Genomic DNA, 15,504 nt, shown 5'->3' on the forward strand with positions numbered 1-15,504 from the left:
AATAAGAGTATTCTCTGACGAAAAACAATAAATATGGCGATTTTTTGTTAATAAAGCTAAACTGGCTACCTTTAACATTTTTTAAGTATTTTTACCAATTATTTTGGAAAATTTGCGGAATTTTATTCTTGTATTCTTGTTTCTTTTCATGGGCACATTGGTAACAAATGCTCAGATTTTCTCATGGAAGAACCCCAATATTCCCGAAGACACCATAAAAAAGGATAGTATTTTAGCAGCAAGGCTTGAACAGGATATTTTTTCAAAGGACACACTGGATTTCGTAAGAACAAGAAACAGAATAATTGTAGATGAGGCCGTACTTGCCAAAAATGACAAAAAAAAGGTTCTTAGGCGAGCTTAACTCAAAAGGTTCCATCATCCGGGGAATTACCTTCGGAAACAATCAGGGACAATCTGTACAAAGTTCAATGGACCTTCAGATATCGGGAAGACTTTCTAAAGACGTTACCATCCTTGCGAGTATTTCTGATCATAACCTTCCCATCCAGGCCGATGGTTATACTCAAACACTCGAAGAGTTCGATAAAATCTACATGCAGCTGAACATTAAGGATAAGTCAATCCTTAGAGCAGGACATCTGGATTTGGTGGAAGCTAAGAATTATTTTGCAAAATACCAGCGACGTAGCATGGGACTTGAGTTCCAGACGGAATTTGGGAATGAAAACAAAACATTTGTAGATGTTTCAATGGGTGTGGCCCGAAGTGAGTTTCACAGGGTACGTTTTCAAGGGGTCGAAGGTAACCAGGGGCCTTATCGTTTAACGGGAAAAAACGGAGAGCAGTTCATTACTCTGATTTCAGGATCTGAACAGGTATTTATTGACGGAATATTAATGAAGCGTGGTGAAAACCAGGACTACATCATAAATTACAACACCGGTGAAGTTACTTTCACCAGTTTCCGACCAATTTTCCAACAGAACTTTATTACCATTTCTTACAATTACACCAACAGAAACTATTCCAGATATCTTTTCACAGGAAAAGTGGAACACCGTAGAGAGAAAATGAAGGTAGGCTTAAGCTGGTTCATGGAAAACGATAATAAAAATGCACCGCTTGCCCTGAATTTATCTAAAGAGGATGAGCAAATTCTGGCCAATGCCGGAAATGATCCTAATCTGATGTATGCCCCGTCAGGAGTCATTACAGAATATGATGTTAATAAGATCCTGTATCGATTGGTTCAGAATTCAGGAATCAGCCATTATGAATTTTCCACTAATTCTGCCGAAACACTTTACCAGGTATCATTTACTTATTTTGGCCCTAATCTGGGAGATTATAAATTATCCCAGACCACAAATAACGGTCGTGTTTTTGAATATACAGGACCAAATTCAGGAGATTACAGAGCAGTAAGAAAACTGCCTTCACCCCAGAAATCACAGGTGTTTTCTGTCAATTCAGAGTTTTTGCTTAAAGAGGGTAAAATTGGCGCTGATATATCTTTGAGTAACTACGATGTCAATTTATTTTCTTCGAAGGATTCAGATCAGAATATAGGCTATGCAGGCCGGATTTACGGGAATAAAACTTTCACTAAAAATAACTGGAAAGGAACACCAAGTTTTGAGTATCAATATATAGATAAGCAATTTCACATTCTTGATAGAATTAATGATGTAGAATTCTCCAGAGATTTCAACTTAGCTCAGGAATTCAGCCAGAAAACACAGAACCGATTCATATTCAGCTTCCTTAACAAGTGGAATAACAAATCAACTTTAAATTACCGACTTAACTATCTGGATGAACAAAACTCATACAAAGGTTTTAAAAATGATCTTGATTTTGGCTGGATTAAAGGAAAGTTTTTCACAAAGGGAAATCTGTCTTACTTAAGTACCAATGCTATTCTCCAGGACACGAAGTTCATACGAGGGGGAGCTTCTACAGAATATACCGGAAAAAAAGGAAGCTGGGCCTTTGGTGGAAGTATGGAACATAACGAAAAAAAAATACAATGATTCTCAGCTGATGGATGTCACCAGTTTCAGCTGGAAAGAGCTTTTTCTTCAAAAGAAGATTGGTGACAGTACAAGAACAAAACTGCTTGCGAAAGTATATATGAGGGATAATGATTCAGTTCGTGACAACAGGCTGCAGAATATGAATAATATCCTGGGAATCATGGCGGAAAGTCAACTGATCAAAAATGAAAAAACAACCTTGAATGTGCTAGTACATTACAGGAAGTTTTTCTATCAGATTCAGGATATGCAAACAAGTCGAAACAATGATTTTGTTGTTGGGAACATTCTTTATAATCAGCAGCTTTTCAGAAATGGTATGCGTTTACAGGCATTCTATGAACTCGGAAACGGACAGGAAGCACAAAGAGAGTTCCAATATATCAAAGTAACCGATGGACAGGGAGTTTACAAATGGACGGATTACAATGGGGATGGCATCCAGCAGCTCGATGAATTTGAGATTGCCGAATATTCCGATCTAGCCAAGTACATCCGGGTATACACCAATTCTGTCCGGTATATCCCATCCAACAAGAATAAATTACAGCTGGCGTTGTTTGTTAACCCGGCCATTGTCCTTAATTCTGAAAATGCATTTTTAAAACGGTGGAATTTTAATATTTCCTTGAATTCTCAAAACTCTTTTTATAAAAAAGATAAGGTCCTGGTCATCAACCCGTTCGAGAAAAACAGCGACCAGATTCTAAAAAATCAAAATATTCTAGCTTCCGTACAGTTTAACCCTACGGAAAAATCGGGTTGGAATGGAAATTACCGGTTCATCTCGAATGATAATCTCATCAATGCCAATTTCAGTAATGAAGAACGGGAGCAGACCTCCCACTTCCTGAATTTAGGATATTGGTTCAATAAAGAATTCAGAGTCGACTGGGAAAATTCCGTTCATGATATTAAAAATTCTTCACAATTATTTGCGACGAGGGATTACAGATTGAATAACTTTGAAACCAAGCCAAAAGCTACCTATAAATTCACAGACGCCATACAGGCAGAGCTTTCCTCCGCCTTCCGCCAGAAACAGAGAATAGACGGAGAGGAGTTACTAAAAGCTTTTGACGTTACAGGAACCATACAATGGGAGCGTAAAAAAACCTCTATCAGAGGAAATTTCTCATTCATCAACAACAACTTTACCGGAAACAACTTCAGTATTGTAGGAAATCAGATGCTGGACGGCCTTAAGCCTGGAAAAAATCAGGTTTGGAGTGTCTTTATTCAGCAGGCAATCAACTCATTCTTACAGCTGAACCTGAATTATGAAGGACGTAATTCCGGAGACCGTACCATACATATTGGTAGCATGCAGGTAAAAGCAAGCTTTTAAAAATTTAAGTCCCAGGCTTAATCTTTTTGTTCATATCTTAAGACGCTTATTGTATACAATTGGGTTCTCAAACTCATCATTCACACCAATAGATAATATCAGTCTTTATGAAAGTTTAGAATTTCGTAAATTTGCACCATGATAAAAATAGGCAACATAGAACTGCCGGAATTTCCGCTTTTACTGGCTCCTATGGAGGACGTGAGTGATCCACCATTCAGACGTTTGTGCAAAATGCATGGAGCTGATATGATGTACTCGGAGTTTATTTCTTCCGAGGGCTTAATTCGTGATGCAATAAAGAGCCGTAAAAAACTGGATATTTTCGATTATGAGAGACCAGTCGGAATACAGATTTTTGGAGGTGATGAGGAGGCTATGGCCATGTCTGCAAGAATTGTGGAAACAGTAAATCCTGATTTGGTAGATATCAATTTCGGATGCCCTGTTAAAAAAGTAGTTTGCAAAGGAGCGGGAGCAGGAGTACTAAAAGATATAGACCTGATGGTTCGTCTTACAAAAGCTGTTGTAAGCTCTACGCACCTGCCTGTAACTGTAAAGACCCGTTTAGGATGGGACAGTACTTCTATTAATATTGATGAAGTAGCAGAACGTTTACAGGAAACAGGTATTAAAGCTTTAACTATACACGCAAGAACAAGAGCTCAGATGTATAAAGGGGAAGCTGATTGGGAACATATTTCAAGAATAAAACAAAATCCTAATATTGAAATTCCCATTTTCGGAAATGGTGATATTGACTCTCCGGAAAAAGCATTGGAATACAAACAAAAATACGCTTGTGACGGTGTAATGATTGGCCGTGCTGCTATAGGATATCCATGGATTTTTAATGAAATCAAACATTTCTTTAGAACCGGTGAACATCTTCCTGAACCCACTATTTCAGATAGGCTACTGGCGGTTCGTCAGCATGCGGAATGGAGTGCGGAATGGAAAGGTGAAAGATTAGGCCTGATAGAAATGAGACAGCATTACAGCAACTATTTCCGTGGTGTTCCTCATTTCAAAGAATTCAGAAAAAAATTCCTTGAAGTATTCACTCTTGCTGAGATGGATGCTCTGATCAAAGAAACCCAACATTTCTACGAAGAATATCAGGAAAAAGTATAAAATAAAAAACCATCAGATGCTGATGGTTTTTTTATTGTTACAATTGAATTATTTTTAGTAAGCTTCAGACGCTGATTGATTTTTGATTAAAGATAGAGCTGAAGAAGTTCCTATTCTCTTTACTCCCATCCCGATCATTTTCTCCGCATCTTCAGGAGTTCTTACTCCACCAGCTGCTTTTACCGGAAGTCTGCCGGCATTATCAAGCATTATTCTGATACCTTCGAAAGTAGCCCCATTTGGCTTTCCATCTGTAGTTTCATAAAAACCGGTAGAAGACTTTACAAAAATGGAAGATAAGTCCTGGTCAGAAAAATTTTCTGCTGCCCATTCTGAGATATGTTTAGTAAGGTCTGCAATTTGTTCATTGGTTAAAGCGGCAATTTCAATAATCCATTTTGCTACTTTATGATGTTGTACACATAATGCAGTACATTGTATAAATTCTTTTTTTACTAAATCTAAATCTCCATTAAGATAAGCATTATAATTAATCACAAAATCCAGTTCGTCCGCTCCGTCATTAATTGCCTTTGTTGCTTCTGCCATCTTTTCTTCCACAGAATACGTTCCTTCGTGGAAACCAATCACAGTACCAACAACAACATTTGAATTCTTTTCCAGAATATATTTTTTGATCGCGGATACATAATCCGGACGGATCATCACTGCAAAAATACCATTATCAATAGCTTCCTGCGTAAGATCTATATCTTTCTGTAAAGTTTTTTTTTTCTGATATCCCCGACTGTGCAGGAGTTTTCAGGTATGTTGAATCCAAATATTGGGCAATATTCATAACTTATTATACTTTCAGTTGTCTGCTTATTCCCTGTTCCAGAGATATAAATGTTTCGGTTCTTGTTACACCTTTTAACTTTTGAAGTTTACTAAGGATCTGCATCAAATGGTCGTTATCTTTACAAAGAACTTTTAGGAAAATAGTATAATTTCCTGTGGTGTAATGAGCTTCTACGACTTCATTAACTTCTTTTAAAGATTTTACTACATCTGGGTAGTGGCTAGGCTGATCCAAAAAGATTCCGATATAAGAAATAACTTTATATCCTATTTTTTTTGGATTTAAAAATGAAATAGAATTCTCAATAACTCCCGCGTGCTCAAGCTTTTTGATTCTTTGATGCACTGCAGTTGTCGAAATCCCTACATGTTTTGAGATATGGGCTAAAGAAGTTTTAGCATTATCCATCAGCATGTAGATAATTTCTTTGTCGATTGAGTCTAAATGATAGCTAGCATTTGTTGAATTTTTCATCTTGTAATTTTTTTTTATTATTTATGTTTTTTTTTATTCTTTAAATTTTACAAAAACCGGAAAATGATCACTATATCCACCTAAATATCGCGTACCTGCATATGTTCTGAAAGGTCGACCTGAAAATTGTTTATTCCGGCTGCTTATCTTTTCAGATTTAAATATTTCGGCACTTTGAAATGACAATCCTATATTGTTATGATCATTGAAAAATGACTTCGACAATATAATCTGATCAAACAATAAGCCAGATTTATAATGAAAAGTAGAAAAATTTCCTGTTGAAAACAATTCATTAAACGGATTTTCTAATATTTTATTATGATTATCATCATAAAGGATATTAGTTAAATTTTCATCATCCGGATTTTCATTAAAATCGCCGCACAAAACAACATGCTCATTGCTGCTATTCACAATATTTAAAATTCTGTTACGAATTTCTGCTAATATAAAGTCTCTCTTAGGCTTATTAACATCTTTTTCTCTCTTTGAGGGAAGGTGAGCGATAAAGACATTAATAATCTCTCCTTTATATTTTAATTTTGAATAGAGTACATCTCTAGTTGTATCGTAATATTCTGTGTTTTTATTTTTAATTTCAAAAAAGAATGTAATAGCCTCCGAGTCTATTACTTCTATTTTGCTTTTATCATATAGCATAGCTACATCTACCTTTCTTTCATCCATGGAGTTATAATGCACAATTCCAAATTCAGAATGAAAAGGATCCATCTTCACAAGATCTTCCAGTACTTTCCTTCCGGAAACTTCGGACAGACCAATTAAAAATGGTAAGACTCCATTTTCTTCTTTGATCAATTGAAATACATTTGCTATCTTGAAAAGCTTATTATTATATTTACGTTCATCCCAATTCCTCAAACCCGATTTCGTCGGATCTAATTTATGAATTGGTTTTATGTCCGGTAAAAATAAATTTTCTACATTATAAAAAGTAAAAAGCTCCATCAACACATATTTCTATTCAATCAATAGTTTTAATTTTGAAATTACGAATTTTTCCCGGGTTAAATTACGAAATATTCGTTTTGATTTTGTCTTAAAAAGAAATTTTTTTCAAACAGTTTAATCAAATCAATATAATATATTAAAACTTTTAACAAATTCGTTTTAAAATCGCACAAAACAAAATCAAAACAGCAAACAATACTTAATATTAATTAAAAACAACTATAAAAACATAATAGTTGTTATTTTATTATTCTGCTTTCTATAGCAATTATTATTCCATTTTTATATGAAATTGCAAAAAAAGAAAAAAAACAGGACGAAATTTAAAAATATGATCAATAAATTATAGCAAGTCAGGACGTTTCTCTTTTGTTATTCTTACGGCCTCTTCATGTCTCCATTCTTCTATTTGCTTAAAATTCCCGCTTAACAAAACCTTAGGAACCTCCAATCCTTTATAATTTTCCGGTCTTGTATAAATCGGAGGTGAAAGAAGATCATCCTGAAAACTATCCGTTAAAGCACTCTGTTCATCGTTAAGCACTCCCGGAATCAGCCGGATGATAGAGTCAGCCAAGACACACGCCGCAAGTTCTCCCCCGGTTAGAACATAATCTCCGATTGAAATTTCTTTGGTAACATGCAGATCTCTTACTCTTTGATCTATTCCTTTATAATGTCCGCAAATAAAAATCAGGTTATTTTTTATAGAAAGGGAGTTTGCAATTTTCTGATTAAGGGTAACCCCATCAGGGGTAAGATAGATCACCTCATCATAACTTCTCTCTGACTTAAGTTGGGAGATGCATTTATCCAATGGCTCAACCATCATTACCATACCGGCTCCTCCTCCATAAGGCTCATCATCGATTTGCCTGTGTTTGTTTATTGCCCATTCTCTCAGGTGTTGAAAATGTACTTCTACTAACCCTTTTTCCATTGCTCTTCTCAAAATAGAAGTCTGAAATGGACTTTCCATCAACTCAGGAAGTACGCTTATAATATCAATTCTCATTGTAATGTTCCATTTTTCTTAGTAGGTGAGATAATGAGCCTCAGGGACGAATCTTTATTAAAATAGCTCCACATCCAATTGAAAAATACCGCCAGCTTATTTCTTACACTTAAAATAAGCATTAAGTGTAAAAACATCCAGAAATACCATGCCAGGAACCCCTGAAATTTAATAAATGGTAAATCTACTACTGCCCGATGTTTTCCAATGGTTGCCAAAGAACCCTTATCTTTATACTCGTATTCTTTCCACTCACTTTCATTGCTTTTCAAAAGATTCCTGCCCAGATTTTTTGCCTGATTTATCGCAACATTCGCAACCTGAGGGTGACCATGCGGATATTTAGGCGTTTCCATATAGGCAATATCTCCGATCGCAAAAATATTATCGTATCCTTTAACTCTGTTATATCGATCTACTATATATCTGTTTCTGATTAATTTTTCTTCAGGAAATCCTTCTACTACATTTCCTGTAACACCTGCAGCCCAGATCACATTGTTCGAAGGGATTTCTTTTCCACTTTTCATCATTACCTTATCTCCGTTATATTCGGTAACAACTTCTCCACTTAGAAAAGTTACCCCCAGGTCCTTAAGGTATTTTTCAGATTTATTCTGAGCTTCGTCACTCATTACGGCAAGTGGTTTTTCCGTCGAACTGACCAGAATAATTTTAAGCTGGTCAAAATTCATGTAAGGATAATCCCTCGGCAGGATTTCTTTTTTCATTTCGGCAAAGGCTCCAGCCAGCTCTACACCGGTGGGACCACTACCTACAATAACGATGTTCCAGTTTCCATCGTCACTTCTGCTTTTCTCAAGAATTAGTTTCTCAAAAGTCATTAAGACATGATTTCTGATACTAATCGCTTCCTGAGTATTTTTCATTCCAAAAGCTTTACCCTCCAGATCTTTGTTCCCAAAGAAATTAGTCTTACAGCCTGTTGCGATAATTAATTTATCATAACGAAACTCTGCTTCATCGGTAATCACTTTATTCTGAGAAGGATCAATCTCTTTAACATCTGTCAAACGAAACTGTATATTTCTGGATCTCTGGAAAATTTTCCTGAACGGAAAGGAAATATTGGAAGGTTCAATCCTTCCACACGCTACCTGATAAAAAAGCGGCTGAAACATATGATGGTTTACCCTGTCGAGAACAATTACTTTTTTATTTTTATTGTTCAGTGTTTTCGCAAGTTGTAGCCCCGCAAAACCTCCTCCGATGATGATGATCTTTTCGCGTGTTTCCATAGTATACAAATTTACAGATTTTATTTAGCATTTTACTTGTTAAAAAGTTAGTTTTGCAAAACTTTATGACGAAAAAAAAAGTACACCAAAAAAGCGGCCAAAAACATTCATAATAAAAGACGGAAAAACTATTTATTTCGTCGAAAGATTTTATTGGCTATTCTTATCGTAGCACTTATTGGCACAGGTTTTTACCTTAAACAATCCATCAGTTACTATTATGCTTTGTACTTTAATAAGTTTACCCATAAAAAGCTTCATAATAATGAAAAGGAAACTCTGAGAATTCAAAAAATCCTCACTGATAATCTCGATAAAACATACGGATTCGATATTTCCCATTATCAAAATAAAGAAGATATCAAATGGGATAGTTTAAGCATTGGAAACAAAACCATTCCGTTGGAATTTGTGGTTATGAGGGCTACCATGGGAAATAAAAATGCTGATAAACATTTTGATGAATTCTGGTCCCAGGCCAAAAAGCATGAGCTTATAAGAGGTGCATATCACTTTTACAGAGCAGATGAAGACCCTATTATTCAGGCTAATAACTTTCTTGCCAATGTAAAGCTGGAAACCGGAGACCTCCCTCCTATTCTGGACATTGAAAAAATTCCAAAACGAAAAACCAATAAAAAACTGGTTGAAGACCTTAAGGTATGGTGTAAAATCATAGAAGAGACATACGGTACTAAACCCATTATCTATACTTACTACCATTATTATAAAGATTTTCTGAAAGGTGAATTCGACGGATATCCTCTGTGGCTGGCAAATTATAATGATGTACCCACTCCGTCTCCTGATGACGCTTGGGATTTCTGGCAATTTACTGAAAACGGAATCGTCCACGGAATCAATACTAAAGTTGACCTGGATATGTACAATGGTAGTTCCTGGTCTTTGAAAAGAATGACATTGGATTAATTATTTCCCCAAAAACTTCATCATATCTTCATTCAGCTGTTGAGCTTCTTCAAACGGCACAAAATGGGTTGCATTTTTGTATATCCTCAGTTTTGCATTCGGAATTTCTCTGGCGATCAATTCGGTATGGTCTTTTTTTATCACATCATTTTCACCCGCTATAACCAACACGGGATTATGAATTTTATGTAAAGATCCTGTACTGATGTTAGGTTCCTTGAGCATGATCTTTAAAATCCTGGTCTGATTAAACTTTTGAGGATTATTTTCAAGTTCTAAAACCTCAAGTTCTGTTTTCATATGGTCTACAAGACGCTTATCTACACCATCAGGCTGAATGTTAGCTCCGATAATCACTAATTTGTTCACCCGTTCAGGGTATTTCAGAACAAACTCCAGGGCTGTATTCCCGCCATCACTCCAGCCTGCTATATGTATCTTTTCAAGTCCTAAATGATCAATCACCGCTTTAAGGTCATCGGCAAATCCCAAATAAGTCAAATCTTTTTTCGATGAATCTGTACTTTTTCCCTGACCTCTTGTATCTAAAGCAATAACTTTGTAATGTTTGGAAAGAACAGGAATCTGCTGATAAAAATCTTTAATACTTCCTGAATTTCCATGCAGCAATACCAGTGGTTCTCCTTCACCATATACCTCATAGTATAAATCTGCATTTTTCACTTTAACTATTTTACCTATGTCCTGATTTTTACCATAACCTGATTGATCTGCCTCACCAACATATTTGCTAAGGTCGGGAATCAGATCAGCAAGACTCTCATCCTCCAATTGTTCTTCCACGTTTTTTCCTGTTTTATCTACTTTTACATCGATATTTATCGCAGGAGCAGCTAAGGTTACTTTTTGCCATTCCCCGTAAAACTTCCTCAGGAAGCCTGTTCTGAAGAGAGCTGCACTGATATTCACTTTACCGTTAAACTCCTGTAAAAACTGAATTCCTATAAAAAATTTACCCTGTACCCAAATATTACGATCATCAACACTCAATGTATATGTTCCGGATTGTATCATATCTTCTGTAAGCTTTACTGTAATCTCTTCATTGAGGATGTTCTTGTCCGGAAAACCATTCTTTTCACTATAAATACTGTAACGCATTAACACGGGCCTGTCGGAAACATAGCTTGCAATATTCAGGTTGATATTCTTTATTTTTGATCTTTTGTTTGCATTAAATTCCAATGCTGTTTCACCCAAAAAGTCTTCCTTTTTAAATTGTGGATTTACAGAGTACATGACACTTTTCGTCTTTGTATTGACACCCCAGTTTTTATCTACTAACTTTTTAGGGGACAATTTCACTTCCCGGATATGCTGTACTTTTTCCTTTAAAAAAATCTTTTGTGTACTGTTTTTTATAAAATCCTGAAAACCTACTGTATAACTATCATATCCCGGAACTTCTATCCTTATCTTTCCTGAAGTATTCGCCTCAGAAAGGTCAATAGAAAAATTACCTTTCTCATCGGAAATTACACCTATATTTTCTTTTTCAACTCCTATTTTAACATATGGAATAGGCTGGTTTTCGTCTCTCGAGAGGACAGTTCCTGAAATTATCTGGGCATTAGCAAACACCACACAAAATAGGAACAATAAGGAATTAAGTTTTTTCATGGTAAAGGTTTGACACAAAAATCTTTATTTACAGGATTAAAAGCTCATAACATATTATTAAATTTTATCTTTGTTTAGTTAAATTTTTCAAAAGCAATACGATAAGCTATCGCAGTAAGACCTTATTAGCTTTGATTTTATAATTCAACATGAGACAGACAATTCCCACCTACGATCTCAGTACGATCTCCGATCATGGTTTTATTGTAGAAAAAATCACTGACCGAATCAATAGTTCGGAGGATAATCTTTTAGATAAAGGAATCCACAGGGATAGTCATTATATCTTTACATTTCTCCAAACCGGACATGTAAAAATGATGGTGGATTTTAAAATCATTGAGGCTAAAAACGGACATATTTACTGTGTTTTACCTGGTCAGGTCCATCAGGGCCTTCTTATGAATAATGCTTGTGGATGGTTCATTGCTTTAAACGTTGACCTGGTTCCTGACTTTGTCCGCTCAGCTTTTGAAGAATATCTCGTGGATATTATGCCTTTACCTGTAAGCAATTCCGAGTCTGAAAAATTCAACAAACTGGCTCAGGTTCTTTTTGAATCATGCACAGAAGAGATGATGGCCACAAAAGAAAATTTCTTTATCATAAAATCTTTGCTTAATGCTTATACCGGAATGTTTGCTTCTCACTTTCTGAATGAAAGCTCTCATAAAAAACAAAAAGAAAACAGAACATTAGAGCTGGCCAGACAATTCAGGATCCTGGTAAGAAAAAATTTCATTACACAGAAAAGCGCATCTGGGTATGCAGAAATCATGAACATTTCACCAGGATATTTAACTGAGGTAATCAGCAAGGCAACAGGAAAATCTCCATCATACTGGATTCAACAGGAAGTTTTGATAGAAGCTAAAAGATTATTGTTTTTCACCAATTGCACGGTTAAAGAAATAGCCTATCAGCTGGGATATAATGACCATACTTACTTTTCACGTCTCTTTTCCAGATCGGAAGGAGTCTCTCCATTATCTTTCCGTAATAAAAGCAAAAAGTAATTCGTAAACCACGAATAGTCCAATCAATTCCATAAAATGGCCATTGATATTTTTGTCATTTGCAGCTTCCTTTGCAATAAAATATCATTATGTCTAGTTTACCAAAATGGATCAACGACGCTGTTGAAAATCTATTACCATCAAAATTTAAAGATTGTACCGTTACAAGAACTACCTATATTTCAGATGATCTTAAACAGATAACTTTTGAAACCGACCTCTCAGATGTTTACTTTGAACCTGCATATGCGGTAGGGTTCCGTATCAATGACCGGGATTTCAGAAACTATTCCCCTTTTCATTTTGATAAAGAAAAAGGAAGTTTTGATATCCTTTTCCATGTACATGACACCCAAGCTGCAGGATGTCACTTCATCAACCAACTGACAGCCGGGGATTCTATTAAAATGATTATACCCCGTGGAAAAAGATTCTTTGATCATGAGGCTAAAATTCATTTTTCAATCGGAGATGAGACTTCCCTGGGAAGTTCAATTGCCATCCGGGAGGCCGCAGAAAAAACTTCTAAATCCTTTGTTTGCCTGCATGAGCTTGAAGATCCTTTAAGCCTCGAAAAACTTGATTTATACGGCTACTATACTTCTAAAAACAACTGGATGGCAATATTAAATCAAATCAATGAATTTCTCCACGAAGAGCGAAAAGCCATTGAAAACCAAGAAGTCACGTTTTATTTGACAGGAAACGGAAAAACGATGTCCTTTTTACGCAGATATCTGAAAGAAAAAGGTGTTCATTCCACCAATGTAAGATCACAGGCTTATTGGATCGAAGGTAAAAAAGGATTATAAATTAGCAAACAAAATCTGTCAGCCCTTTACTTCATTCAAAAAACCAAAGAAAATATTTTATCCGGTAAAACCTTCAATATTTCGTATTTTCGCGCTACGAAATCTTTATAGAAATGAATTACGTTGCTGCTGAAAACCTTACCAAATCATACGGACTAAAAGTTTTATTCAAAAATATTTCTTTCAATATTAATGAAGGAGACAAAATAGCCATTGTTGCTAAAAACGGAAGTGGAAAATCTACCCTGCTCAAGATCCTTATGGGAAAAGAAATTGCAGATAGTGGAAATGTAATTATCAATAAAGATATACAGGTTGTTTTATTTGACCAGGAAATTGATTATGATCCGAAACTTACCATTGAGGAATTCATGATGACCCTTGATTCAGCTCCTATCACAGCGCTTAAAAATTATCATCAGTCACTCCACTCAACGGACCTTGATTTTATCGAAAAGGCTCTTGCGGATATGGAGGCCCATAAAGCCTGGGATCTGGAAAATGAGATGAAACAAATCCTTTCCCAGCTTAAGATCACAAATCTTGAAGCCAGGATGGGAACCCTTTCCGGAGGGCAGATCAAGCGCGTTGCACTGGCCAAGCTTTTAACGGAAACCAGGGCAGAACATCGTCATACATTACTGATAATGGACGAGCCAACCAACCATTTGGATGTGGAAATGGTAGAGTGGCTTGAAAACTATCTTAATAAAGCCAAGATTACTTTACTGCTCGTAACCCACGACCGTTATTTCCTTGATAGTGTCTGCGGTATTATCTGGGAGATGGAAGACGGAAACCTTTATTTCCATAATGGTTCTTATGCTACCTATCTGGAAAATAAGATGATCAGAGAGGATAATCTTAATGCTACCATTGACAAGGCTAATAATCTTTACAGAAAAGAGCTGGAGTGGATGCGAAGACAGCCTAAGGCAAGAACCACGAAATCTAAAAGCAGAATTGATGCCTTTTACGAAACTGAAAAAGTAGCAAAAACAGACACTTCAAAACAAGGTCTGGAATTGGATTTTGAAATGAAACGCCTTGGGAATAAAATTCTAGAATTAAAGAATATAGATAAAAGTTTTGGTGAGAAGGTTTTACTAAAAGATTTTAGTTATTCTTTCCAACGTGGGGAGAAAGTTGGAATCGTAGGTAAAAACGGAGCGGGAAAATCTACTCTTTTAAATATTATCCAGGGGCTTGAAAAAGCAGATAAAGGAGAAATAGAAACAGGGGAAACCATTTCTTTTGGTTATTTTTCGCAAAAAGGGCTCACTTACAAAGAAGATGAGAGAGTCATTGACTTTATTAAAGAAATTGCCGAGTTCTATCCTTTAGCCAACGGAAAAAGTCTTTCGGCATCCCAGTTTTTAAGGTTGTTTTTATTTGATGATCAAACGCAATATTCTCCCATTTCAAAATTATCCGGTGGGGAAAAAAGAAGATTGCACCTGATGTATATCCTGTATCAGAATCCTAATTTTTTGATTTTTGATGAGCCTACGAATGATCTTGATCTTCCAACATTAACAGTCCTTGAAAACTTCCTTCAACAGTTCCAGGGATCTTTGATTATAGTTTCCCACGACAGATATTTCATGGATAGAATTGTAGATCATGTTTTGGCTTTTGAAGGCCATGGAAAAATCAGAGATTTTGTAGGGACCTTCTCAGAATACAGGGAAGCCAGAAGTCGCGAAGAAGCATTAGAAAAAAATACTGCTGTAAAGACTGAGCCGGTTAAGGAAACTGTTCCTGTATTGGAAAATACACCACCTTCCAGTACGAAACGAAAATTAAGTTTCAAAGAACAGAGAGAACTTGACACGATTGAAAAAGAAATGCCTGAACTTGAAGAACAGCGCTCCAAAATTCTGGACAAACTTAACAATGAAGTAGATTATGAGAAAATAGCTAAGCTTTCTTCAGAGTTGGAAACGGTTTCAGAAAAACTTGAAAACCATGAAATGAGATGGCTGGAACTTCAGGAGCTCCTTTAAAATAGAAACGATGAGTTATGAATGAGTTCAAAGAGTTAGAGAATAGGATAATTTTAGTATTAAAGAATATCAACCATAAACTCTGAACTCAT

At 35.9% G+C, this 15,504-nt stretch carries 10 protein-coding genes and 2 pseudogenes; 6 read left to right on the forward strand and 6 right to left on the reverse strand.

All coding sequences use genetic code 11. From position 1 onward, the window contains the following. The first annotated feature begins 148 nt into the window (after positions 1-148). Together ACJ5H0_RS10105 and dusB are read left to right on the forward strand one after the other, a co-directional pair. Positions 149-3,348: pseudogene (locus tag ACJ5H0_RS10105) on the forward strand (hypothetical protein). A 138-nt stretch (positions 3,349-3,486) separates the two neighbouring features. Then, positions 3,487-4,482, forward strand: a complete 996-nt coding sequence (gene dusB / locus ACJ5H0_RS10110; RefSeq protein WP_411249306.1) for a tRNA dihydrouridine synthase DusB — start codon at positions 3,487-3,489, stop codon at positions 4,480-4,482. Positions 4,483-4,536: 54 nt separating this feature from the next. Here the strand turns inward: dusB and deoC are convergent. The 5 genes and pseudogenes from deoC to ACJ5H0_RS10135 all read right to left on the reverse strand — a co-directional run bounded on the left by deoC (position 4,537) and on the right by ACJ5H0_RS10135 (position 9,007). After that, a pseudogene (gene deoC / locus ACJ5H0_RS10115) lies at positions 4,537-5,281 on the reverse strand (deoxyribose-phosphate aldolase). Positions 5,282-5,287: 6 nt separating this feature from the next. After that, positions 5,288-5,758: an Lrp/AsnC ligand binding domain-containing protein gene (locus ACJ5H0_RS10120; RefSeq protein ID WP_172280401.1), complete on the reverse strand. Its 471-nt coding sequence runs from the start codon at positions 5,756-5,758 to the stop codon at positions 5,288-5,290. A 33-nt stretch (positions 5,759-5,791) separates the two neighbouring features. Then, positions 5,792-6,730, reverse strand: coding sequence for an endonuclease/exonuclease/phosphatase family protein (locus ACJ5H0_RS10125; RefSeq protein WP_411249308.1), 939 nt, complete (start codon positions 6,728-6,730; stop codon positions 5,792-5,794). A 346-nt stretch (positions 6,731-7,076) separates the two neighbouring features. Then, the gene (trmD, locus tag ACJ5H0_RS10130) at positions 7,077-7,748 is read right to left on the reverse strand and encodes a tRNA (guanosine(37)-N1)-methyltransferase TrmD (protein ID WP_411249310.1); all 672 of its coding nucleotides are present in this window, start codon (positions 7,746-7,748) and stop codon (positions 7,077-7,079) included. Then, the gene (locus ACJ5H0_RS10135; RefSeq protein ID WP_172280406.1) at positions 7,745-9,007 is read right to left on the reverse strand and encodes an NAD(P)/FAD-dependent oxidoreductase; all 1,263 of its coding nucleotides are present in this window, start codon (positions 9,005-9,007) and stop codon (positions 7,745-7,747) included. The genes trmD and ACJ5H0_RS10135 overlap by 4 nt, the downstream gene beginning before the upstream one ends. 105 nt (positions 9,008-9,112) lie before the next feature. On the opposite strand from ACJ5H0_RS10135, the gene ACJ5H0_RS10140 reads away from it, so the two are divergent. Continuing rightward, positions 9,113-9,937 carry a glycoside hydrolase family 25 protein gene (locus ACJ5H0_RS10140; RefSeq protein ID WP_411249520.1) on the forward strand — a complete coding sequence of 275 codons (825 nt, stop codon included), beginning with the start codon at positions 9,113-9,115 and terminating at the stop codon, positions 9,935-9,937. On the opposite strand, the gene ACJ5H0_RS10145 is transcribed toward ACJ5H0_RS10140, so the two are convergent. Beyond that, positions 9,938-11,578 (reverse strand): alpha/beta fold hydrolase, encoded by a 1,641-nt coding sequence (locus tag ACJ5H0_RS10145; protein ID WP_411249312.1) that lies wholly within the window; start codon positions 11,576-11,578, stop codon positions 9,938-9,940. A 149-nt stretch (positions 11,579-11,727) separates the two neighbouring features. Here ACJ5H0_RS10145 and ACJ5H0_RS10150 point away from each other — a divergent pair, with 149 nt between their 5' ends. The 3 genes from ACJ5H0_RS10150 to ACJ5H0_RS10160 all read left to right on the forward strand — a co-directional run bounded on the left by ACJ5H0_RS10150 (position 11,728) and on the right by ACJ5H0_RS10160 (position 15,412). Further along, positions 11,728-12,594, forward strand: a complete 867-nt coding sequence (locus tag ACJ5H0_RS10150) for a helix-turn-helix domain-containing protein (RefSeq protein WP_411249313.1) — start codon at positions 11,728-11,730, stop codon at positions 12,592-12,594. 89 nt (positions 12,595-12,683) lie between these two features. After that, positions 12,684-13,406, forward strand: a complete 723-nt coding sequence (locus tag ACJ5H0_RS10155; RefSeq protein WP_411249315.1) for an SIP domain-containing protein — start codon at positions 12,684-12,686, stop codon at positions 13,404-13,406. 113 nt (positions 13,407-13,519) lie between these two features. Further along, entirely contained in the window at positions 13,520-15,412 is a 1,893-nt protein-coding gene (locus tag ACJ5H0_RS10160; protein WP_411249317.1) for an ABC-F family ATP-binding cassette domain-containing protein, read from the forward strand. The last annotated feature ends 92 nt before the right edge of the window (positions 15,413-15,504 follow it).

Source organism: Chryseobacterium proteolyticum (assembly GCF_046591535.1).
Taxonomy (GTDB): Bacteria; Bacteroidota; Bacteroidia; order Flavobacteriales; family Weeksellaceae; genus Chryseobacterium; species Chryseobacterium proteolyticum.

Coding starts and splice junctions, on each gene's coding strand:
- dusB (WP_411249306.1), top strand. CDS start 3,487: ATGATAAAAATAGGCAACATAGAACTGCCGGAATTTCCGCTTTTACTG.
- ACJ5H0_RS10120 (WP_172280401.1), bottom strand. CDS start 5,758: ATGAAAAATTCAACAAATGCTAGCTATCATTTAGACTCAATCGACAAA.
- ACJ5H0_RS10125 (WP_411249308.1), bottom strand. CDS start 6,730: ATGGAGCTTTTTACTTTTTATAATGTAGAAAATTTATTTTTACCGGAC.
- trmD (WP_411249310.1), bottom strand. CDS start 7,748: ATGAGAATTGATATTATAAGCGTACTTCCTGAGTTGATGGAAAGTCCA.
- ACJ5H0_RS10135 (WP_172280406.1), bottom strand. CDS start 9,007: ATGGAAACACGCGAAAAGATCATCATCATCGGAGGAGGTTTTGCGGGG.
- ACJ5H0_RS10145 (WP_411249312.1), bottom strand. CDS start 11,578: ATGAAAAAACTTAATTCCTTATTGTTCCTATTTTGTGTGGTGTTTGCT.
- ACJ5H0_RS10150 (WP_411249313.1), top strand. CDS start 11,728: ATGAGACAGACAATTCCCACCTACGATCTCAGTACGATCTCCGATCAT.
- ACJ5H0_RS10155 (WP_411249315.1), top strand. CDS start 12,684: ATGTCTAGTTTACCAAAATGGATCAACGACGCTGTTGAAAATCTATTA.
- ACJ5H0_RS10160 (WP_411249317.1), top strand. CDS start 13,520: ATGAATTACGTTGCTGCTGAAAACCTTACCAAATCATACGGACTAAAA.